We start from the raw sequence: 22122 nt of genomic DNA, 5'->3' as shown, positions 1-22122 counted from the left end.
AAAACAATTACATCGCTTCATTTTTTGGCGCGGTTGCCTTATCCGCATTCGTTTCGATTTGATACGACATACGCAAGGATTCTTGTGCTGGCGATACCAAATTAACTTTGGCTTGCGAAACAGCGGGTAATTTTTTCTCAGCAGAAGCACTGACATTTGCTGCATTACTTGTTTGTGCCTGTAACATTCCCCAACTTGCTGCGCCGACCATACCAATACTCATCAAAACGCTAAACAGCACAGGTGAACGTAATTTGCGACGTGGATTTGCTGGCGTCAGCAGATTCAATTCAACTGGAATAGGCGAAGCTTGTAATACTTCTTTCGCACGATCACACCATTGCTGATGATGTCCTTGCTCTAAGGTCAAACGATCCAACAACTGTTTCGTCAACGCTTCTGCCGCTTGTTTTTCAGCCTCGACTTGCTGCTGCAAAACCAGAGAATTTTCTTTTTGCATACTAACTTCTTGCTTTAATTGCGCTTCCAATGCTTGATTTTTCAGTAGCAAAGTATGTTCTTCTTCGCATTTTTGATTAGCCGCCATCAAAGCTGCCTGTTCTTGTAGCAAACGTTCTTGCATCAATGCCTGCGCTTGTTGTTCACGCTGCAGACGTTCGAGATGGTTTTGACGTAAAGTCTGCGCTTCAATAATTTGTTCGGCCAACAATTTAGCAATGTGTTTTTCTACTGCCACATTATCTTGTTCCATCTGCGCCAAAACTTCTTGTTGCTCGCGATTCGCCTGCATTGCATCTGTCTGCAAGGAATCTTGCGCTAATTTTTCATTTGCAGCCATGGTCAAGGCCAATTCAGCTTCAAATTTTGCTTGCTCATTTTGCGCTGCCTGGCTTTCTGCTTGCAAACGTTCTTGTGCTTGCAACAAGGCTTGCGCTTCTAATTCTGCACGACGCTTAGATTCCTCGATAATCATTGATTCTGCTTCTAATTTCAATTCGATGTCGCGCAAGCTGGATTGATGCAATCTGATCAGCTCTTCTTCAGCCGCTAACTGAGCATTTAACTGATTAGCGACCGTGGTTTCGAGCTCCAAACGCGTCATCTGAGACTGCTGCAAACTGAGTAATTGATTTGCATGCTCTTGCGCCAATTGCGCAGCGGCAGTGTCGAGTTGTGCTTGTTGCTCTGCTAAAACGCGCGCCTCATTTTCTGCCGCCAAACGGTTTTGCATGGCAATTCTCGCCTCTTGCTCTGCCAGCACCCGACGTTCACACTCCAACAGATACGCCTGTTCAGCGTCGATGCGTTTCTGTGTTTCTTCAGCAAGATATTTTTCAGCCACTGTTTTTTGTGCCAATAGTTGTAACTCTTGTGATTCGACTGCGATACGTTGCTCTTCAAAAGCTTTCAATTCTTGCGCTTGCGCCAAACGTGAATCAATTAATTTCAGCGCTGTTTTTTGCGCTTCAGCATGTTCACGTGAACTCAGCAACAAAGCGTTTTCCGTCGCAAATTTCTCTTGAATAATTTGCGCCGCAAGTTCTTCTTCTTCGGCGCGCTGACGCTCGGTCTCCGCCAACATCGTTTCAAAACGCAAACGTTCATTTAACGCTGTCATAGCGCGTTGCTCATCTTGAATTTTTTGCTGAATCTCTGCTGTTAGTTGTGCTTCTATTTGCGCCTGCTCTTCGGCAATCGCCAGAGCCGTCGCCAAGCTTTGATTCTTTGCTTCTAAGGATGCGGTTGCTTGTTGACGAGCGACGCTCTCTTTTTCTGCAAGTGCCAAATAGTTTACTTCTTCAGCATTTAAAGACGCCAATTCAATACGCGCTTGCTCATCTTGTTTTTGTCGTTGAATTGCCAACGCTAATTTTTCTTCTTCTGTTGCCTGCAGACGCATTGCCTCATCGATCGCATTTTTTTCTGCAACTTGTGCATATTCAAGCGAGCTCAATGCCACGGTTTCTTTCGCGATTCGTTCTTCATGCAATTGATGTAGCTTCAATTCTTCATCTACGCGCTGTTGCATCAAACGTGCGAAAATATTTTGCGCTTCTGCATTGGCAGCAAGCGCCTCATGCAATAAAAGTTCCTTGCCAAGCGCACTCTCTGCATCTTGCTGTGCAAGCGCTGCCAAGCCTTCGTTAATCTGCGCATTTTTTAATGCTAGCTGTTCGGCTTTTTGCTGGTTTTCTACATGATGCAAAGTTGATTGTTCAATCGCTAGCTTGTCATTCGTCGTTGCCAACAAAGTCTGATCTGCAATTAAACGAGCTTCTGCTGTTTTTTCTAACTCAGCGATGCGCTGTTTTTTTTGAATTAGCACTTGGCGCGCCTGATCTTGCAAATCTGCGTAGGCATGCGCTTTTGCATGCAACGCCTGCTCTTGCGCTAGCTTTTCTTCTTGCAAACGTTTTGCATTCTGTTCTGCCTGCGCCCGCTCCTCAGCCAATTGTGCATTTTGTTTTTCCAGCGTCAATTTAGTTTCAGCATCAGCCGTTGCAGCACGCTCTTGTTCAAGTCTTTGAAGCTGCAATTGCGCTTCTTGCAAGGCAGCTTCTTTTTGCTGCTTTTCTAATACACTAATTTCTTCCAAGGTTTTGAGTGCAGTTTCTTGCGCATGCAGCTTAGTTTTCTCAATTTCCGCCAACTCACAAGCGCGTTTTGCACGCAACTCGGTTGCTTCCTTAATTTGCTGCTCAAGTTGAATTTTTTCTTGATTTTGAATAATCAATTGTTGTTCAGCTTGCGCCTTTTCTTCTAAAGCCAAGCGAATTTTTTGCTCAGAAGCTAAGCGCTCTTGGTTCAATCGAATTTCGTTTTGTTCCGCTTCTGATTTTGCATTCAATTCAGCGATTAATTGCAGTTCTATCGCCTTTTTTTCTTCAATTAAAGCCAGTTTGCGGGATTCTTCTTGCCCACGTTGACGCATCAATTTGGTTAATTCTATGGCTTCAGTTGCTTTAAACTTTGCCACTGTTGCAGTTTGTCTTTGCAACTCAGCGTGCTCAGTCATTTTTTGCAAACGTACCTGTTCTGCCTGCAATAATTCCTGACGTGCCAATTTGGATTCTTTCTCTTTCTCTTGACGTGCAAAGAGCATTTGAGCGTGTTCACGATCCGCTTTCGCACGTGCCAACACTTGTTCTGCAGCTTCGCGCTCCGCTTCTAATTTCTCTTGATTCGCGATTGCGGCGTTGCGTTCGGCTTCTAGACGTATTTGTTCGGCCTTGGTCATTTCTACAACTTGACGTGCTTTCAGCAAAGCTAAAGCGGCAGCCTTGCACTGCAATTCAGCCTGTACTTGTGCTTGTTCGATCGCTTGGCGCTCTGCTTCGGTACTCGCCTGCAAAGCTTTTTGTTGCTGCAATTCTAAGGCTTCTTTTTGCGCGGCTAAAGCAATTGCATCCTCTTCCGCTTTCAGGCGTGCTGCGGCAGCTGTCTCTGCATCTTTTTCGCTAGCCAATTTTTCCGCAGAAGCCAGTAATAATTTTTCAGCGGATTCAGCCCGACGGTGCTCCAAGACCAATTTTTCTTGTATCAATTCTAAAGCTTTGCTTTCTGCATCAACACGCGCTTGCTGCGTTTCTAACAAGGCTTGCGAATCTTGATTCTTTTGAATCGCAATCATCGCCAGTTGTTGACCCAGTTTTACATTTTCTACGGTGTTTTCCAGAGTAATTTTCTCAGCAACCACCTTGGTTTCTTGCGCAATCCGAATTGCCTGTTGCGCCTGGTGTTGCATGTTCAAAACTTCTGTTTGCGTTTCCTCAACTTTGGCAATCGTTTCCGCTTCGGCGATCACTTTTTGTTCGACTAAAACTTTCGCTTGAATCGCTTTTGCAGCGCGTTGTTCTGCCTCGGCGCGCATTTTTTCTGCTTTCGCCAACTCGATTACACTCTTCGCTTTGGAGTTTGCTGCTTGATTGGCACGTTTCAAATACTCTGTTTGCAATGCAATCGCTGCTAATGCTTTTTGCTCAGCATCTGCTTTTTCTTTTGCTAATTGGACTGCTTCGCGTTCTAAACTCGCCTTTTCTTTTGCATATTTTTCTGCACGTTCCTCTTCTTCACGACGCTGTTTTGCCATTTGCGTTGCTTCTAGTTCTGCTTGGCGACGACGTTTTGCCTCTTCATTCGCTTTTTCTTCTGCTTCTAAACGCGCGCGTGCGTTTGCATCGGCATATTGTTCAGTTTCTACACGCATCAGTGCTTTTGATTGCAATTCCTTTTCTGCTTCGATGCGTGATTCGGTCGCATAACGAATTTTTTCTTCGGCCTCGCTTCTTGCGATAGCGGCCTCTGCTGCGATTTTTTCCGCTTGCTCGCGACGATTGGCCGCCGCCAACAAAGCTTCTTCGGCTTGCAAACGTAATTGAATCGCATCCGCCGCACGTTTTTCAGAATCGACACGTGCCTGCGCAATGGCTTCATATTCTCGCTCTAAAACCGCACGTCCACGCGCTTCTTCACGTGCCCGTATTTCTAGCGGCGTGCGACTTAATGACACTTCTAAAGCAATGGCTTCGGCCTGATCACGTTCACGGTTGATTTGTTGCGATTCATTGCGAATTTTCGCTAGACGTTCAGCATTGATACGCGCTTCACGATCTTGACGTTCACGCTCACGTGCGTGTTCAGCAATGCGTGCATCGACTCTGGCACGTTCTATCGCCTCTTGCTTGGCTGCATATGATGCGGCAGCGCGCTCGGCGGCCCATTGCTTAGCATTTTCGGCTTCGGTGGCAAGCTGTTCTGCATCTATTTTTGCTTTGAAATTAAGCTGTGTGTCGATCTTAATTTGTTCGATCACCATTTTCTTTGCTGCTTGCTCATTCTTAAATCGCAATCCGGCTTGAAATTTGGCCTCTTCCTTTAATGAAGTATGCTCTTCAGATTCCTCCTGCATGACAGGTGAAGGAATGTGCAATTGTGAAATGTTTGCTTTAGTGGGAGAGGATGGTGTTAATACTGGAGACTCGGATCGGCCTTCCGCCTCTGCTTCAACCCGTGCTATCGCGGCACGAATACCTTTAATATCAATCCGCGCGTGTGCTGCCAGGCTATCATCACTCACTAGATCAACATTGGCATGATGAAGATCATCTACCGCATCGACAGCATCAATTGCCATTGCGCCCATGGAGAGTCGGTTGAGTATCATTTGATTATCGTTCATTGCAGACCTCGTCGTTGAGTGATTCCAAGCCCCCACATCCATGGCCACCTCGGCACAATTGGGATTTGTATAGCTTGAATTATCGAACAATCAGATGAAAATGAATCCTGAAGAAGAGCTGGAAAAGCACCGTAATTCAATGCTTTATGTAAAAACATGCTTACCAGGCTGAACAACGAGGAAACCTCGTATAAAAATGCACATGAGCTTATAGAGAGAATATCTAAGCGTCATGTTCTTTGATACTGAAATTGCAAGTAAAATCTTCGGATTACAATCTTAGGCTTATTCACCACAACATGACTACCAATAACAACGGCACATTGATTGAATCCAAATTACCCGAAGTTAAGACCACTATTTTCTCAACCATGTCGGCATTAGCACAGTCCTATCAAGCGATTAATCTGGGCCAAGGTTTTCCAGACTTTGATTGCAATCCGGCGTTAATTGAACAGGTACATCAAGCGATGCTAGCCGGGCACAATCAATATCCACCGATGCCCGGTGCTGCTATCTTGCGCCACGCGATTGCAAGCAAAGTAGAGACGTTATATCAAGCAACATACGATGCCGATACTGAGGTGACAGTCACAGCCGGTGCCACACAAGCAATTATGACCACCATACTTGCATGCGTACGCACTGGGGATGAGGTAATTGTGATTGAGCCAGCCTACGATAGTTATTTACCAACAATACAACTCGCTGGCGGAATTCCTGTACTAGTTTCAATGCGGCTTGATCAGCATGGATTCTCTATCGATTGGGACGCTGTCGCTTCCAAAATCAGCAGCAAGACTCGCCTTATCTTAATTAATTCGCCACACAATCCAACTGGAATGAGCTTAACGAACAAGGACCTTGAAAATCTAGCGGCGCTGGTTCGAGATACGAAAATCTTATTGATTTCAGACGAAGTTTACGAACACATGGTATTTGATGGGAAATCGCATCTATCCCTAGCATCACATGCGGAGTTAGCACAACGTAGTTTTATTATTTCCAGCTTTGGAAAAACCTACCATGTCACTGGCTGGAAGATAGGCTACGTGTTAGCGCCCAAAGTTTTATCCGCCGAATTTCGCAAAGTTCATCAATTTAATGTATTTACCGTCAATACGCCGATGCAAATTGGTATCGCCCACTTTATGCAAGAACCAGCGCATCATCTGAATCTGCCTATGTTTTATCAAAATAAGCGCGATTACTTTTGTGCTGGCTTAGCAAAAACAAAATTCAAATTATTGCCGGTCAGTGGAACCTATTTTTTATGTGCTGATTATTCGGAGATCTCTGATCGAACCGAGCTTGATTTTGCGACTTGGCTAACCAAGGAGATTGGTGTTGCGACAATTCCACTATCGGCGTTTTATCGTGATCAAAATCAACATCAACTAGTGCGTTTTTGTTTTGCGAAACAAACCAAAACTTTGGACTATGCATTAGAACGCTTACAAAAAATATAGTATTGCAATCACTAACATTGCTTAATCTTGCTCAACAAGGTTCTTGGATTTATTTGCGCGCGTACCGCGTAGAAAAGATTTGGCTTCGATACGAATGTTACGCAAGATTGCTTGCAGTTCACGCCGTTTTAATCGAAGTTCTTGCAAGCATGCATTGGTGAAAAAATGATCAAGACAGGCCGTTTCTTTTTCCTGCAACTCCACTTGCAAAGTGGTTTGCAACTGTTCAAGCTTATTCAACGCTAACTCTGCTAGTGGTACAGACAAAATGCTGCCACTAGAAAATTCCTTACTAAGTGCCTGAACCGCAGATTCGGTGGTGATGTTATTCAAATCGGACGTCATAGCAAAGGCATATGACGATACCAGCACAAAACTCAGAATTATTTTCTTAATTAAAATTATCATTCTATTGACATTAGTGTGAATGATCTGAATCAAGCATCGCCACGATCTCACGCTGATCGGCATTCATATAATCTTGAGACTGCATTTCTATAATGCGTGAAACGGTACGATGAAACTCGTTCGATAAAGTACCCTGCATGTACAGCAATTCTGGCGCGACTTCTGCAGACATAATCAACTTCACCTTGTTATCGTAGAAAACATCAATTAACCAAGTGAAGCGACGCGCCTCGGAAGACATGCCAGCCGACATTTGCGGAATCGACGACAAAATAACAGTATGAAATCGACTCGCGATTTCTAGATAATCATTCTGTGAACGCGGCCCGCCACATAAGGTTGCGAAGTCAAACCAGATCGTCGTACCGGCACGACGCAAGGCTTTCAACCGCCGCCCTTCAATATCAACATGATGATCTTCGTCCTTAGTTTCCGCCAATCGACCAAAAGCTTCGCGCAATAATCGATCAGTATTCGCACCCAACGGCGTCAAGTAAGCATCAACTTGCTCAAGTGCGCGCTTCCGATAGTCATTACCAGAATCGACATTCATCACATCCATACGTTCTTTAATCAAAGCGATGGTTGGCAACATACGATCGCGATGCAAGCCATCCGGATAAAGCGTATCTGGTTGATAATTTGAAGTCATGACGAAAGACACCCCATTATCAAACAAGGCTTTCATCAAGTTGTATAACAACATGGCATCGGCCACATCAGAAACATGAAACTCATCAAAACAAATCAGTCGATATTTTTTGGCGATGCGTGCGGCGACTTCATTGAGTGGATCTGCCACGCCTTTCAACTCATCTAATTCGCGATGCACAGCACGCATGAATTCATGAAAATGCAAACGTGTTTTGCGAACCACTGGGACAACTGAATAAAAACTGTCCATCAAAAATGATTTACCGCGCCCTACTCCGCCCCACATGTAGACACCGCGCGGCACCTCAGGGCGACTGATCAGACGAACTAATCGATTTGAACGCTTCGCTTTATAAGCCACCCAATCATCATATGATTGTTGCAAGCGATCTACCGCGCGCTTTTGTGCAGCATCAACTTGAAAGCCGCGCTTGTCGATTGCTTCTTGATAAAACTCGTGAACATTCATGCTTGGGCTGTGGTGATGAGTTGATCGCTCAATTGGACTGATGTAGATACATAAAAGCGGAATAGATGGTCGAGAATCTATTCCGCTCTTTACCTGGAACCTTGAATTGACTTTGATTAGAAGTTCAATGAACGCTTATCAACTGCGAGTGCGGCTTCTTTTGTCGCTTCAGATAAAGATGGATGTGCGTGGCAAATACGAGCGATATCTTCAGAAGATGCACGGAATTCCATCGCTACGACAGCTTCAGAAATCAACTCAGAAGCCATAGAGCCTACGATATGCACGCCCAATATTTCATCAGTCGTCGCATCTGCTAAGAATTTCACCATACCTGAGGTATCACCTAAAGCGCGCGCGCGGCCATTTGCCATAAACGGGAAGGTGCCCGCTTTGTATGCTACGCCGTCAGCCTTCAGTTGTTGTTCAGTGCGGCCAACCCAAGCGATTTCTGGTGAGGTGTAGATCACCCAAGGAATCGTGTTGAAATTCACGTGGCCATGTTGACCAGCGATACGCTCAGCGACGGCGACGCCCTCTTCTTCTGCTTTGTGTGCCAACATAGGACCGCGTACGACGTCACCAACTGCCCACACGTTAGGCAAGTTCGTCTTGCAATCGCCATCCACTGCGACGAAGCCACGTTCGTCCAAAGCCAATCCTACAGCTTCTGCATTCAAACCATTGGTATTTGGTGTACGACCGATAGAGATAATCAGTTTGTCGAAAACCGCTTTGTGCTCAGCGCCTTTGTCATCTGTGTAATTGACTGTGACATCATTAGCACCTTTGACGATTTCGCCAATTTTCACGCCGAGGTTGATAGACAGACCTTGCTTCACAAATAATTTGTGCGCTTCTTTAGCGATCTGCTCATCAACTGCGCCAAGGAAAGTTGGCAATGCTTCTAATACGGTGACTTCAGCACCGCAACGACGCCAAACGCTACCCATTTCCAGGCCAATAACACCCGCGCCGATCACACCCAACTTCTTAGGAACAGCGCCAACTTTCAACGCGCCGTCATTCGACAAAATCAATTCTTCATCAAATGCTGCGCCTGGCAATGCACGGGCGTTCGAGCCAGTTGCTACAACGATGTGCTTACCAGTGATAGTTTCTTCTGCTTTGCCTGCGACTTTGATTTCGTAGCCGCCATCTGCCGCTTTTACAAAGGAACCATGTCCGTGAAAGAAAGTGACTTTGTTCTTTTTAAACAGATAAACGATACCGTCGTTATTTTGCTTAACAATCGTATCTTTACGCTTGAGCATTTTCGCAACGTCTAATTCCAAACCGCTGACATTGATGCCATGATCGGCAAATGCATGACCAGCGTGTTCATAATGTTCAGACGATTGCAATAAAGCTTTGGATGGAATGCAGCCAACATTAGTACACGTACCACCAAGCGCTGGGCCGCCTTTTTCATTCGTCCATGCGTCGATACACGCGGTAGAAAAACCCAATTGTGCCGCACGAATTGCAGCGATATAACCACCAGGACCGCCGCCGATCACGACGACATCAAATTGTTTGCTCATAGTTTTACCTTGTCAGGCTTACTGAAAAATAAATAAATGTAAAATGAGCGCAGCAATGAATCGTCATGACTCTAGCCCTGCGCCCAAAAAATTGCTGAATTATGCTTCCTCTGGAATGAAAATCCAGGCCAACAAATACGCGACCACACCAAAACCAAAACAGGCGACAAACAAAAAGAACATCAGGCGCCAGATCCAAGCTTCCATTCCTGTAAATTTGGCCAAGCCACCACAAACGCCACCTATCCATTGATCCGTTTTGGAACGGCGCAATTGATTGAGTTGAGCAAATGGATTTTCGCCATTTGCGCCACCATGTGAGGCGTTTGCAGCATTTGCTGCGTTTGCATTAAGTGACGCAAGTAACTTTTCTTTGGCCTGAGCGAATTCTGCATCAGTCAGTGCGCCTGACTGATGCAATTCGTGCAGACGTTTAATTTCGTCAGCAATATTCATATTTTGATGTGAGTGTAATTGTTAAGATTACAGATCCAACAACAAACGAGCTGGATCTTCCAGTGCTTCTTTCATTGCGACCAAACCTAGCACGGCTTCACGACCGTCAATGATACGGTGATCGTAAGACATCGCTAGGTAGTTCATAGGACGAATCACGATTTGACCATTTTCAACTACTGCGCGGTCTTTCGTCGCATGTACGCCCAAGATTGCAGATTGTGGCGGGTTGATAATCGGTGTCGACAACATAGAACCGAAAGTACCGCCATTAGAGATGGAGAAAGTACCGCCAGTCAAATCATCTAAAGTCAATTTACCGTCTTTCGCTTTCGCGCCGAATTCGCCGATTTTCTTTTCGATTTCAGCGATAGACATTTGATCTGCATTGCGCAAGATAGGCACTACCAACCCACGTGGTGAACCAACTGCAATACCGATGTCGAAATAACCGTGGTACACGATGTCATTGCCATCAACGGAAGCATTGATGATTGGGTATTTTTTCAATGCCGCAACTGCAGCTTTGACGAAGAAAGACATGAAACCTAATTTCACGCCGTGTTCTTTTTCGAACTTATCTTTGTACTTGTTACGCAAGTCCATCACTGGTGCCATGTTGACTTCATTGAAGGTCGTCAAAATCGCGTTAGTGGACTGTGATTGCACCAAACGTTCAGCGATACGTGCACGCAAACGGCTCATAGGAACGCGCTCTTCTGGACGATCACCGAGGTTGACCACTGCAGGCGCTGATACTTGTTGCAATGCTGGTTTTGCTGCAACTGGAGCTGCCAAAGGCGCAACAGCTGGTGCTGCTTTGCCAGCTACTGCTGCCAATGCATCACCTTTTGTTACGCGGCCATCTTTACCTGTGCCATCAATTGCACCTGCAGACAAATTGTTTTCTGCCAAAATTTTTGCCGCTGCTGGCATTGCTATGCCTGCTGAACTTGCGGCTGCGGAACTGCTTGTTGCAGCAGCTGCAACTGGAGCAGCCACCGCCGCTGCGGCTGCCGGGGCACTAGCAACTGTACCAGCTGAAGCTTCAGTATCTAACATTGCGATGACTTGACCCGCAACCACAGTGCTGCCATCACCGCTAATAATTTGTGTGATAACGCCAGCTGCTGGTGCTGGTAATTCCAACACCACTTTATCAGTTTCTACGTCCACCAGATTTTCATCGCGAGTAACTGCTTCGCCTACTTTTTTATGCCAAGACAGTAAAGTCGCTTCTGCGACGGATTCAGATAACTGAGGAACTTTTACTTCGATAATTGCCATGTTTTTCTCCGTGTAGGATGTCTATTCGGTGCCGCACTATATTTATTATTGGCGGCACCACCTAAGAATTATTTAGTCAGGATGTAACCTTTAAGTTTCGAAAAGGCTGCATCAAGCAATGCTTTTTGTTGTGCATAATGCTTGTCGTAGTAACCGACAGCAGGTGATGCACTAGCAGGACGGCCTGCGTAAGCGAGCTTCTGACCTTCATCCAAACTTTCAAAGATATTGTGTTGAATCTGGAACCATGGACCTTGATTTTGAGGTTCATCTTGCGCCCAAACCAATTCGACCATATTCGGGAACTTCTTCAATTCGGCCACGAAACTCTTATGTGGAAATGGGTAGAGTTGTTCAACACGAATAATCGCTGTATCAGACTGACCGCGTTCTTTGCGAGCATTGACCAGATCGTAGTAAACCTTGCCGGAGCAAGCCACAACACGTTTCACTTTTTTGGCATCGATAGTTTCATCAACTTCACCGATCACGGTATGGAAGCTACCTTTTGCCAATTCAGACAATGGAGAACCCGCATCTTTATTACGCAGCAAAGATTTTGGCGTCATGATCACCAAAGGCTTGCGGAATTGACGGATCATTTGACGACGCAATAAATGGAAAATCTGTGACGCAGTAGTTGGCTGAACGACTTGCATATTGTTATCAGCACATAATTGCAAGAAGCGTTCTGGACGAGCGGAAGAATGCTCTGGGCCCTGACCTTCGTAACCATGTGGCAGCATCATCACCAGACCACAAGCGCGACCCCATTTCACTTCGCCTGAGCTAATGAACTGATCGATAACAACTTGCGCACCATTCGCGAAATCGCCAAATTGTGCTTCCCAAATCGTCAAAGTATTTGGCTCTGCGCTGGAATAGCCATATTCAAATGCCAACACTGCTTCTTCGGACAACACGGAGTCGATCACAGTAAACGGTGCTTGCTTGTCAGAGATATTTTGCAAAGGAATATACGTACCCGCATCCCAACGCTCACGTTTTTGATCATGCAATACCGCATGACGATGAACGAAAGTACCGCGACCAGCATCTTGACCGGTTAAACGGATCGCATAGCCTGAGGAAACCAAAGAAGCGAATGCTAAGTGTTCGCCCATACCCCAGTCCAGATTCATTTCACCACGGCCCATCGCAGCACGATCACCCAAGACTTTCTCAACCAAACTATGTGGTTTGAAATCTGCAGGAATGCTCGTAATGCGTTCAGCTAAGCGTTTTAATTCAGTGGTTGGCACGGCTGTATCAGCTGCATCAGTCCATTTCTTGTTTAAGAATGGAATCCAATCGACTGCAAACTTATTTTTGAAATTGGAAATAACTGGATCAACGGTGTGTTTACCTGCATCCATCGCATCACGGAAGGCTTTCACCATTGCATCACCGCCATCAGCAGCGATCGTACCTTGCGCTGCTAATTTATCCGCGTACATCTTACGCGTACCTGGATGTTGCGCAATTTTTTTGTACATCAATGGTTGTGTCAGTGCTGGCGTATCTTGTTCGTTATGACCCAATTTACGGTAGCAGATAATGTCGACAACAACGTCTTTCTTGAAAATCATACGATAATCAAGCGCAATTTGCGTTGCCAACACGACCGCTTCTGGATCATCTGCATTGACGTGCAACACTGGCGCTTCAATCATCTTAACCACGTCTGAGCAGTACAAAGTGGAACGTGCATCGCGTGGATCAGAAGTAGTGAAACCAATCTGATTATTGATGACGATATGCACTGTGCCGCCTGTGCCATAACCACGCGTTTGTGCCAGATTCAAGGTCTCCATGACAACGCCCTGACCTGCAAATGCCGCATCACCGTGAACCAAGATAGGCAAAACTTGCGCGCCATCTTTATCACCACGACGTTCCATACGTGCTTTAACAGAACCTTCGACCACTGGATTAACGATTTCCAAATGGGATGGGTTAAATGCTAAAGACAAATGAACTGGGCCGCCTGGCGTTGATACATCGGATGAGAAACCTTGGTGATATTTAACGTCACCCGCTGGCAAATCATCGCCATGTTTGCCTTCGAATTCAGCAAACAAATCTTGCGGCATTTTGCCCAAGGTATTGACCAACACATTCAAACGACCGCGATGCGCCATACCGATAACGATTTCTTCTACGCCGCGTTCACCCGCGCGTTGAATAGTCTCATCGATAGAAGCGATAAAGCTTTCGCCACCTTCTAATGAGAAACGTTTTTGACCAACGTAGCGTGTATGTAAGTAGCGTTCCAAACCTTCTGCAGCTGTCAGGCGATCCAGAATATGTTTTTTCTTTTCTGCTGTGAAGTTTGGTGTGGAGCGGATAGATTCGAGTTTTTCTTGCATCCAGCGTTTCTCGGCTGGATCACCGATATACATGAATTCAGCGCCGATAGAACGGCAATAAGTATCACGTAAAGAATTGAGCAGATCGCGTAAAGAGGCGGTTTCTGACCCAAAATAGGTATTACTGATGTTGAACTGGGTGTCCATATCTGCGTCAGTGAAACCATAGAAACTGGCTTCTAGTTCCGGCAAAGGCGGACGTTCTTGACGTTGCAGTGGATCGAGGTTCGCCCAGCGGCTACCCAAAAAGCGATATGCGGCGATTAATTGCTGAGCGGCGACGCGCTTGCGTCCCATTTCAGCATCACCAGCAGCACTTACGGTACGGATAGGACCTTGTTTTGCGCGTTCGGCAAAAGAAGCAATGACTGGCGCATGAGCGACGTCAGGTTTAGCAGAACCATCAACAGCGGGAACGTGTTGCATGGCGTCGAAATACGCCCGCCAGTTATCCGGCACGGAGCCAGGATTGTTTAGATACGCTTCATACAGTTCTTCAACATACGGCGCATTGCCGCCGAACAGATACGAGTTAGCGTTATATTGTTGCATCATATTGCTCACCTTTCTTCGCGCTTCGCGAGATTAGCGGGTTAATCTAACCTTCCGCGACACGGCCTGACCGGTTAGCGGATTGCACATCAAGTTGTGGGGAAGGACTCATTCGAAATTCTATTTTCAACCTAAATTTTGACTCGGTAGGAAAACAAATACCACTTCAAATAAAACAGGAGGAATATTGACTTTCAACATCAAACGCGAGAATAACATATTTCGCCATAAAAAAAGCGAGTAATTTATACTCGCTTTTATAAAATATATTTAATTACTTAAATATTTAATATTGTGGTTTCTGATTACCACTTGACGTTTAAGTTCAGATTAACGCTTATCCATTGCTGGCACATCACGCTGCGGAGAACCAACAAACAATTGACGTGGACGACCAATTTTTTGTTCTGGATCAGAAATCATTTCTTTCCATTGTGCGACCCAACCTACAGTACGTGCCAATGCGAAGATACCTGTAAACAATGCAGTTGGAATACCCAACGCGCGTTGCACGATACCAGAGTAGAAATCAACGTTTGGATACAATTTACGAGATACAAAGTATTCGTCTTCCAATGCGATTTTTTCTAATGCCATTGCTAATTTGAACAATGGATCATCTTGCAAACCGAGTTCATTCAAGACTTCATAGCAAGTTTCGCGCATCAATTTTGCACGTGGGTCGTAGTTTTTGTAAACGCGATGACCAAAGCCCATCAATTTCACGCCAGAATTTTTGTCTTTGACTTGTTCGATGAAATGAGGAATGTTATCGACGGAGCCGATTTCTTCCAACATACTCAAGGCCGCTTCGTTCGCACCACCGTGAGCAGGGCCCCACAAGCATGCGATACCGGCAGCGATACAAGCAAATGGATTCGCACCAGAAGAACCAGCCAAACGGACTGTAGATGTAGAGGCATTTTGTTCGTGATCTGCATGCAAAATCAAAATGCGATCCAATGCGCGTACCAAAACTTCATTGACTTTGTATGGCTCACATGGATTCGAGAACATCATGTACATGAAGTTCGCGCTGTACGACAAATCATTGCGTGGATACACGAATGGTTGACCGATAGAATATTTATACGCCATTGCTACCAAAGTTGGCATTTTCGCGATCAAACGAATTGCGGAAACTTCACGATGATGGGCATCGTTGATATCCAAAGAATCGTGATAGAAAGAGGCCAAAGCACCTACTGTACCCACCAATACGGACATAGGATGCGCATCACGACGGAAGCCGCGGAAGAAGAATTGCATCTGTTCGTGCACCATCGTGTGCTTAGTCACTGTGTCCACAAACTTTTGCTTTTGTTCTGCGTTTGGCAATTCGCCATTCAACAGCAGGTAGCAAGATTCTAAGAAATCACCACCGTTTTGCGCCAATTGTTCAATTGGGTAACCACGATATAACAACTCACCTTTATCACCATCGATATAGGTAATGGAAGAATTACATGCCGCAGTCGACATGAAACCCGGGTCATAAGTAAATTTACCCGTGGCACCGTACAACTTACGGATATCAATCACATCAGGTCCAATAGAACCCTTATAGATAGGCATCTCGATCGATGGGGAGCCATCAGAAAATGATAGCGTTGCTTTTGTTTCAGAGTTAGTCATGGCTCTTCCTTCGTTGCAGGTGAGTCGTTAATGAAAAAATGCGATCAAAAAATATGATCAAAAAGTACAAAATCTTAGGCTGCGCGCAGACGCGTCAGCAGTGCTTTGACATGAGGTAAATCAAGCTGATCTTCAGGCTCGTTTTTCCCCATCAACAAATCCATCAGTGCATTGTCAGAGATATCCATCAGACGACTAAACGCGTCCACCTCTTCATCTGACATGTTCTCTTCATGCGCATCCAAAAAGCGCGTCAGTATCAAATCATTTTCCAACAAACCGCGGCGCGCACGCCAGCGTAGTCTTGCTCGATTGACTGGATCACTCTGATGCAAGCCAGACATAACACCTGACATGATTTTTCCTATCTCTTTTACTGACCAGATTGACAGGTATAAAACCCGGTCAATCTGGTACAGAGTACTTCAATGCGCTAATCTTTAATCATTAACGCGATACATTGAAACTACTTACACCGCACGTCTTACCATCAACTCTTTAATCTTACCGATAGCACGGGTAGGATTGAGGCCTTTAGGACAAACGTCAACACAGTTCATAATCGTGTGGCAGCGGAATAAACGGTAAGGATCTTCCAGATTATCCAAGCGTGCGCTCGTCGCTTCATCGCGTGAATCGGCAATAAAACGATAGGCTTGCAATAAACCAGCTGGTCCAACGAATTTATCCGGATTCCACCAGAATGACGGGCATGATGTAGAGCAGCATGCGCACAAAATACATTCGTACAAACCGTCCAATTCTTCACGTTCTGTCGGTGATTGCAGACGCTCTTTTTCAGGCGGAATGCTATCGTTGATCAAGTAAGGTTTGATCGAATTGTATTGTTTGAAGAATTGCGTCATGTCCACGATCAAATCGCGAATCACAGGCAAACCTGGCAATGGGCGCAAAACGATAGGTTCAGACAATTCGTTCAAATTAGTAGTACAAGCTAGACCATTTTTACCATTGATATTCATCGCATCAGAGCCGCACACACCTTCACGGCATGAACGACGCAGCGCTAAAGAATCATCGACGTCCGCTTTAATACGTTGCAGCGCATCGAGCAACATCTTGTCTGTGTCTTGCAATTCGACCGTCAGGTCCTGCATGTAAGGCTTTGCATCCTTGTCCGGATCGTAGCGATAGATTTGAAATTTTAATGTACGTGCCATAGTGATCTCTTTAGAATGTACGTGCTTTAGGTTGGAAGGTTTCCACCGTGAGCGGCTTAGTCACAACTGGTTTGTAATCTAAGCGATTACCCTCTGAATACCACAATGTGTGCTTCATCCAGTTTTCATCATCACGCTTTTCATAATCACGATGGGCGTGCGCACCACGTGATTCTTTACGTGCATTTGCAGAAGTAATCGTCGCTTTTGCTGTTTCGATCAAGTTATCCAACTCCAAAGCTTCTACACGTGCCGTGTTGAATACTTTAGATTTATCCTTGAAAGAAACGTGCTTACGACGTTCATCCAACTCCATAATTTTGCCCAAGCCTGTTTGCAACAATTCATCAGTACGGAATACGCCGCAATATTGTTGCATTGTGCTACGAATCGCATTCGCTACGTCTTGTACGCGCTCTGTGCCAGTGCTGTTTTCCAGTTTAGATAAACGAGACATCGCCAAATCAGCCGCATCTTTCGGCAAATCTTTATTGCTACGTGCTTTGAGATTACTTGCGACAACGTGATTACCAGCAGCGCGACCGAACACGATCAAATCTAACAAGGAGTTAGTACCCAAGCGATTCGCGCCATGAACTGATACGCAAGCGCATTCGCCGATAGCGTACAAGCCATTCACGACTTCATTCACGCCATTTTTAGTCGTAACGACTTGACCGTGAATATTGGTCGGAATACCGCCCATTTGGTAGTGAATTGTTGGAACGACTGGGATAGGTTCTTTAGTCGCATCAACGTTGGCAAACTTGTGACCAATTTCCAAAATAGATGGCAAACGTTTTTGAATCGTATCCGCGCCGATATGACGCAAATCGAGCATAACGTGATCTTTATTTGGACCACAACCGCGACCTTCTTTAATTTCCTGATCCATAGAACGGGAAACGAAGTCACGTGGTGCCAAATCTTTCAATGTCGGTGCATAACGCTCCATGAAACGCTCACCTTGGCTATTCACCAAAATACCGCCTTCACCGCGCACACCTTCGGTAATCAAGACACCAGCACCGGCCACACCCGTTGGGTGGAACTGCCAGAATTCCATATCTTGCAAAGGTAAGCCAGCACGTGCAGCCATACCCATACCGTCACCGGTATTGATAAATGCATTAGTTGAAGCAGCAAAAATACGGCCAGCACCACCAGTGGCGAACATGGTTGTTTTAGCTTCCAGCATCATCACTTCGCCAGTTTCCATTTCAAGTGCAACTACACCTAAAACGTCACCAGAGGCGTCGCGAATCAAATCAATCGCCATCCATTCAACGAAGAAATGGGTGCGTGCACGCACATTGCGCTGATACAGTGTATGCAGCAATGCGTGACCAGTACGATCAGCTGCGGCGCAGGCGCGTTGCACTGGCTTTTCACCAAAATTCGCGGTGTGGCCACCGAATGGACGCTGATAAATAGTGCCATCCGCATTACGATCAAATGGCATACCAAAATGCTCTAATTCGTACACGACCTTCGGTGCTTCGCGACACATGAATTCGATCGCATCTTGATCACCGAGGTAATCGCCACCTTTAACGGTGTCGAACATATGCCAGAACCAGTTGTCTTCAGACATATTGCCCAAAGATGCACCGATACCACCTTGAGCGGCTACAGTATGAGAACGGGTTGGAAAAACTTTAGACAGAACAGCCACGTTGAGGCCAGCTTCTGCCAATTGCAAAGATGCGCGCATGCCAGATCCGCCGGCACCGACGATTACCGCATCAAAACGACGCGAAGGGATTGCAGACTTGATTGCAGCCACGGTTACATTCTCCACAAAATCTGTGCGGCGTAGCCAGCACAAGCGATCAGCCACACAATAGTGGCGACCTGAAATACCAAACGCAATACAACAGAGTGCGTCACATAATCCATCCAAACGTCACGCATGCCTACCCATACGTGGTAGAGCAAAGCGACAACAACGACGAAGGTTAACAACTTAAACCATTGCATCGCAAAAATACCACTCCAAGCGATGTAACTTGATTCTTTCGAAGTCAAAAACAAAACTAATAATACGACGGTATAAACCGCCATTAAAATGGCTGTTACGCGTTGCGCTAACCAATCGCGCATACCATATCCTGCGCCAACAACCAGGCGTTTTGATCCAATATTATTATTCGCCATTTTTAGAATACTCCAAACAATTTCAATGCAACGAGAGCCGTCAAACCCAAGCTCACGAACAACACCGCGACCGCTGATTGACGACCACTGTCTTTATCTAAACCAATATGAAAATCCATCAACAAGTGACGCACGCCTGCAGAAAAATGGTGCAAGTACGCCCACACCAAAGCCAATACAACGAGCTTGACTGGTATCGATGCGAAGAAAACGTGCAACATGGCAAATGACACTTCAGAGCGAAGGCTTTGATCCAGTAAATACAATGCGAATGGCAACAGCAAACACATCAACATGCCACTAATACGATGCAAAATCGATACAAAGCCTGCTAGCGGTAGTCGATAACCGCCAAAGACTGCATCAGAAAGGCGCATCACACCAAAACGCTTCTTATTTTTAACAACTTCAGACATAAATAAACTCCCCCAAAATGACTCAGCACTACAACTTTATAATTTTCGCCTATTTTGATGCATTGCACCAACAGATTTGACGGTTTTCTGAGAATTATTCTTCAATTTGATCAAGAATTAAGCAAATAATCTGGTTCAATCCTGCTCAAGCACACGGTTCAACTCAATTCGTTTCGATAGTGATGCGCATTCGTTAAGTACAAGCCACGTCGCAACTCCACCGCTCTATCGCCATAAGTAAAAGAAATTCGCTCCACACTTAACAGTGGCGCTCCAATTTCAACTTGCAATAAATCTGCGGTATCTTGTTCGGCACACACAGCACGAATTTCTTCCTGTGCACGTATCATGTGCGTACCAAACTCCGATTCAAATAAGGCATACATCGGCCCTTTGTACTCATTCAAACGCTCGATGGTTAAACCCTTAAAAATAGAGCCCGGCAACCATAACTCTTCCAAAATTGTCGGCACACCAGCGAAAGATTGTACACGCTTTAAAAAAACGACTGACTCACCGACCTTCATTTCCAGCAGACGAGCCACTTCGGCTGGCGCTCGCAAACGCTTTACTTCGATGATTTTGTTTTCTGGATAGGAACGCTCGCCATTATCAGGGACTAAGCGCAAAAAACGGAATTGCGAGCGAGCTTCGTGGTGAGTCGCAACAAAAGTGCCCTTCCCTTGTCTGCGCACGACTAAATTCTCTGCAGATAATTCATCAATAGCCTTGCGCACAGTACCCTGACTAACTTTGAAGCGAGCAGCTAATTCGATCTCACTAGGAATTAGCTCACCCGGCTTCCACTCGCCAGATTGCAGGCTTTGCGTGATTAAGCCTTTAATCTGTTGATACAGTGGGCTAAAGGTCGGCGCTGCGGAGGAATACGAATCCGCATCGGAAGCTGGCAAACTTTTCGACTCATTAGACTGCATAGTTGACGATACCGTTGGATTCATAGTCCGCAATTTCACCACAAAAGCAGTCCAAAAGTCTAGAGAAAAGTAAAAAACTTATCATGTCTTATATAAGACATAAGATATCGATTGACACAAACTAAGTGGCGCAATAAACTCCCAACAATTAAGCTGATCTAGCGCAATGTTGATCACAATTTTTGACAAATTCAAAGCAAATTAGGCGGCACAATTGTAAATTCAATCGCATGTGAAGGTGATTCAGCGTTATCATTTCAGCCGCTCATTTCACTTACATTCGATTTTGGTGATTTTGATGAAATAGACGACCCGACCGATGCTTAAGCAGAGTCCTAAACAAACGTTTCAATCTAATTCTTGAATTAGAGCATTACAATATTATTTTTACACCACTGCGGAGAAATACCATGTCTAAATCCCCTATGCGCGTTGCTGTTACTGGCGCAGCTGGCCAAATCGGCTATTCCCTCTTGTTTAGAATCGCTAACGGCGACATGCTGGGCAAAGATCAACCAGTGATTTTGCAATTATTGGAAATCCCTGACGAGAAAGCACAAAAAGCGCTGAAAGGCGTAATGATGGAAATCGACGATTGCGCTTTCCCTTTGTTGGCTGGCATGACAGCACATAGCGATCCAATGACCGCGTTTAAAGATATCGATGTTGCGTTGTTGGTTGGCGCACGTCCACGTGGTCCAGGTATGGAACGTAAAGATTTGCTCGAAGCAAATGCACAGATTTTTACAGTGCAAGGTAAGGCATTAGATGCAGTTGCATCACGCAATGTCAAAGTATTGGTGGTTGGTAATCCAGCCAACACCAATGCTTACATCGCCATGAAATCTGCACCAAATCTGCCATCTAAAAACTTCACAGCGATGTTGCGCTTGGATCACAACCGTGCTCTGTCACAAGTTGCTGCGAAAACTGGCAAAGCAGTTGCTGATATTGAAAAATTGTGCGTTTGGGGTAACCACTCTCCGACGATGTACGCTGACTACCGTTTCGCAACGGTTGCCGGCGCATCTGTTAAAGACATGATCAATGATCAAGAATGGAACAAAGACGTGTTCTTGCCAACAGTCGGCAAACGCGGAGCGGCAATCATTGAAGCCCGTGGCTTGTCTTCTGCTGCTTCTGCAGCGAATGCAGCAATCGATCACGTTCGTGACTGGGTACTGGGCACGAATGGCAAATGGACAACGATGGGCATTCCATCGGATGGTTCTTATGGCATCCCAGAAGGTACGATGTTTGGCTTCCCTGTTACAACAGAAAACGGTGAATACACGATTGTTCAAGGTTTAGAAATCGATGAATTCTCTCGTGAACGTATCAACGTCACTCTCAAAGAATTGCAAGAAGAGCGTGATGGCGTAAAACACTTGGTCGGCTAATTGACCTAAAACTGGGCTTGCCTATCAGGGCAAGCCCTTTAGTTTGTAAA

General features: G+C 45.5%; 16 protein-coding genes. 2 read left to right on the top strand and 14 right to left on the bottom strand.

Annotated features, from left to right (window positions below):
* Window positions 1-7: 7 nt before the first annotated feature.
* On the bottom strand, window positions 8-5140 hold the full coding sequence (locus tag H8K33_RS03235) for a hypothetical protein (protein WP_186889517.1): 5133 nt from the start codon (window positions 5138-5140) through the stop codon (window positions 8-10).
* 299 nt (window positions 5141-5439) lie between these two features.
* Here H8K33_RS03235 and H8K33_RS03230 point away from each other — a divergent pair, with 299 nt between their 5' ends.
* Entirely contained in the window at window positions 5440-6609 is a 1170-nt protein-coding gene (locus H8K33_RS03230) for a pyridoxal phosphate-dependent aminotransferase (protein ID WP_186889516.1), read from the top strand.
* Between the two features lie 21 nt (window positions 6610-6630).
* Here H8K33_RS03230 and H8K33_RS03225 read toward each other — a convergent pair whose 3' ends face one another.
* The 13 genes from H8K33_RS03225 to H8K33_RS03165 all read right to left on the bottom strand — a co-directional run bounded on the left by H8K33_RS03225 (window position 6631) and on the right by H8K33_RS03165 (window position 20672).
* Window positions 6631-7017 (bottom strand): hypothetical protein, encoded by a 387-nt coding sequence (locus H8K33_RS03225; RefSeq protein ID WP_186889515.1) that lies wholly within the window; start codon window positions 7015-7017, stop codon window positions 6631-6633.
* 10 nt (window positions 7018-7027) lie between these two features.
* A complete protein-coding gene (gene zapE, locus H8K33_RS03220) occupies window positions 7028-8140 on the bottom strand; it encodes a cell division protein ZapE (protein WP_186889514.1) in 1113 nt (370 codons plus the stop codon).
* A 116-nt stretch (window positions 8141-8256) separates the two neighbouring features.
* A complete protein-coding gene (gene lpdA, locus H8K33_RS03215; protein ID WP_186889513.1) occupies window positions 8257-9684 on the bottom strand; it encodes a dihydrolipoyl dehydrogenase in 1428 nt (475 codons plus the stop codon).
* A 99-nt stretch (window positions 9685-9783) separates the two neighbouring features.
* Window positions 9784-10140, bottom strand: a complete 357-nt coding sequence (locus tag H8K33_RS03210) for a PspC domain-containing protein (protein WP_186889512.1) — start codon at window positions 10138-10140, stop codon at window positions 9784-9786.
* 27 nt (window positions 10141-10167) lie between these two features.
* Window positions 10168-11427 carry a 2-oxoglutarate dehydrogenase complex dihydrolipoyllysine-residue succinyltransferase gene (odhB, locus tag H8K33_RS03205; protein ID WP_186889511.1) on the bottom strand — a complete coding sequence of 420 codons (1260 nt, stop codon included), beginning with the start codon at window positions 11425-11427 and terminating at the stop codon, window positions 10168-10170.
* Between the two features lie 68 nt (window positions 11428-11495).
* Window positions 11496-14351, bottom strand: a complete 2856-nt coding sequence (locus H8K33_RS03200; RefSeq protein WP_186889510.1) for a 2-oxoglutarate dehydrogenase E1 component — start codon at window positions 14349-14351, stop codon at window positions 11496-11498.
* Between the two features lie 327 nt (window positions 14352-14678).
* Window positions 14679-15983, bottom strand: a complete 1305-nt coding sequence (gene gltA / locus H8K33_RS03195; protein WP_186889509.1) for a citrate synthase — start codon at window positions 15981-15983, stop codon at window positions 14679-14681.
* A 74-nt stretch (window positions 15984-16057) separates the two neighbouring features.
* Window positions 16058-16327, bottom strand: coding sequence for an FAD assembly factor SdhE (locus tag H8K33_RS03190; protein WP_186889767.1), 270 nt, complete (start codon window positions 16325-16327; stop codon window positions 16058-16060).
* A 126-nt stretch (window positions 16328-16453) separates the two neighbouring features.
* A complete protein-coding gene (locus H8K33_RS03185; RefSeq protein WP_186889508.1) occupies window positions 16454-17164 on the bottom strand; it encodes a succinate dehydrogenase iron-sulfur subunit in 711 nt (236 codons plus the stop codon).
* A 10-nt stretch (window positions 17165-17174) separates the two neighbouring features.
* Window positions 17175-18950, bottom strand: a complete 1776-nt coding sequence (gene sdhA, locus H8K33_RS03180; RefSeq protein ID WP_186889507.1) for a succinate dehydrogenase flavoprotein subunit — start codon at window positions 18948-18950, stop codon at window positions 17175-17177.
* 2 nt (window positions 18951-18952) lie between these two features.
* Complete coding sequence (gene sdhD, locus H8K33_RS03175; protein ID WP_186889506.1) at window positions 18953-19321, bottom strand: succinate dehydrogenase, hydrophobic membrane anchor protein; 369 nt, start codon at window positions 19319-19321, stop codon at window positions 18953-18955.
* Window positions 19322-19323: 2 nt separating this feature from the next.
* Window positions 19324-19737, bottom strand: coding sequence for a succinate dehydrogenase, cytochrome b556 subunit (gene sdhC / locus H8K33_RS03170; protein ID WP_186889505.1), 414 nt, complete (start codon window positions 19735-19737; stop codon window positions 19324-19326).
* Window positions 19738-19895: 158 nt separating this feature from the next.
* The gene (locus H8K33_RS03165) at window positions 19896-20672 is read right to left on the bottom strand and encodes a GntR family transcriptional regulator (RefSeq protein ID WP_246443317.1); all 777 of its coding nucleotides are present in this window, start codon (window positions 20670-20672) and stop codon (window positions 19896-19898) included.
* Window positions 20673-21082: 410 nt separating this feature from the next.
* On the opposite strand from H8K33_RS03165, the gene H8K33_RS03160 reads away from it, so the two are divergent.
* On the top strand, window positions 21083-22072 hold the full coding sequence (locus H8K33_RS03160; protein ID WP_186889503.1) for a malate dehydrogenase: 990 nt from the start codon (window positions 21083-21085) through the stop codon (window positions 22070-22072).
* Window positions 22073-22122 lie beyond the last annotated feature (50 nt).

Source organism: Affinundibacterium amnicola (assembly GCF_014284275.1).
GTDB lineage: Bacteria > Pseudomonadota > Gammaproteobacteria > Burkholderiales > Burkholderiaceae_D > Undibacterium > Undibacterium amnicola.
Note: the sequence above shows the minus strand (reverse complement) of the source record. Positions and strands in the feature narration are given on the sequence as shown.

Bases quoted from the DNA above. Each gene is read 5' to 3' on its own strand.
- H8K33_RS03230 (WP_186889516.1), top strand. From the start codon at position 5,440: ATGACTACCAATAACAACGGCACATTGATTGAATCCAAATTACCCGAA.
- H8K33_RS03165 (WP_246443317.1), bottom strand. From the start codon at position 20,672: ATGCAGTCTAATGAGTCGAAAAGTTTGCCAGCTTCCGATGCGGATTCG.
- H8K33_RS03200 (WP_186889510.1), bottom strand. From the start codon at position 14,351: ATGATGCAACAATATAACGCTAACTCGTATCTGTTCGGCGGCAATGCG.
- lpdA (WP_186889513.1), bottom strand. From the start codon at position 9,684: ATGAGCAAACAATTTGATGTCGTCGTGATCGGCGGCGGTCCTGGTGGT.
- H8K33_RS03185 (WP_186889508.1), bottom strand. From the start codon at position 17,164: ATGGCACGTACATTAAAATTTCAAATCTATCGCTACGATCCGGACAAG.
- zapE (WP_186889514.1), bottom strand. From the start codon at position 8,140: ATGAATGTTCACGAGTTTTATCAAGAAGCAATCGACAAGCGCGGCTTT.
- H8K33_RS03210 (WP_186889512.1), bottom strand. From the start codon at position 10,140: ATGAATATTGCTGACGAAATTAAACGTCTGCACGAATTGCATCAGTCA.
- H8K33_RS03235 (WP_186889517.1), bottom strand. From the start codon at position 5,140: ATGAACGATAATCAAATGATACTCAACCGACTCTCCATGGGCGCAATG.
- H8K33_RS03160 (WP_186889503.1), top strand. From the start codon at position 21,083: ATGTCTAAATCCCCTATGCGCGTTGCTGTTACTGGCGCAGCTGGCCAA.
- H8K33_RS03225 (WP_186889515.1), bottom strand. From the start codon at position 7,017: ATGATAATTTTAATTAAGAAAATAATTCTGAGTTTTGTGCTGGTATCG.
- sdhD (WP_186889506.1), bottom strand. From the start codon at position 19,321: ATGGCGAATAATAATATTGGATCAAAACGCCTGGTTGTTGGCGCAGGA.
- gltA (WP_186889509.1), bottom strand. From the start codon at position 15,983: ATGACTAACTCTGAAACAAAAGCAACGCTATCATTTTCTGATGGCTCC.
- odhB (WP_186889511.1), bottom strand. From the start codon at position 11,427: ATGGCAATTATCGAAGTAAAAGTTCCTCAGTTATCTGAATCCGTCGCA.
- H8K33_RS03190 (WP_186889767.1), bottom strand. From the start codon at position 16,327: ATGTCTGGCTTGCATCAGAGTGATCCAGTCAATCGAGCAAGACTACGC.
- sdhC (WP_186889505.1), bottom strand. From the start codon at position 19,737: ATGTCTGAAGTTGTTAAAAATAAGAAGCGTTTTGGTGTGATGCGCCTT.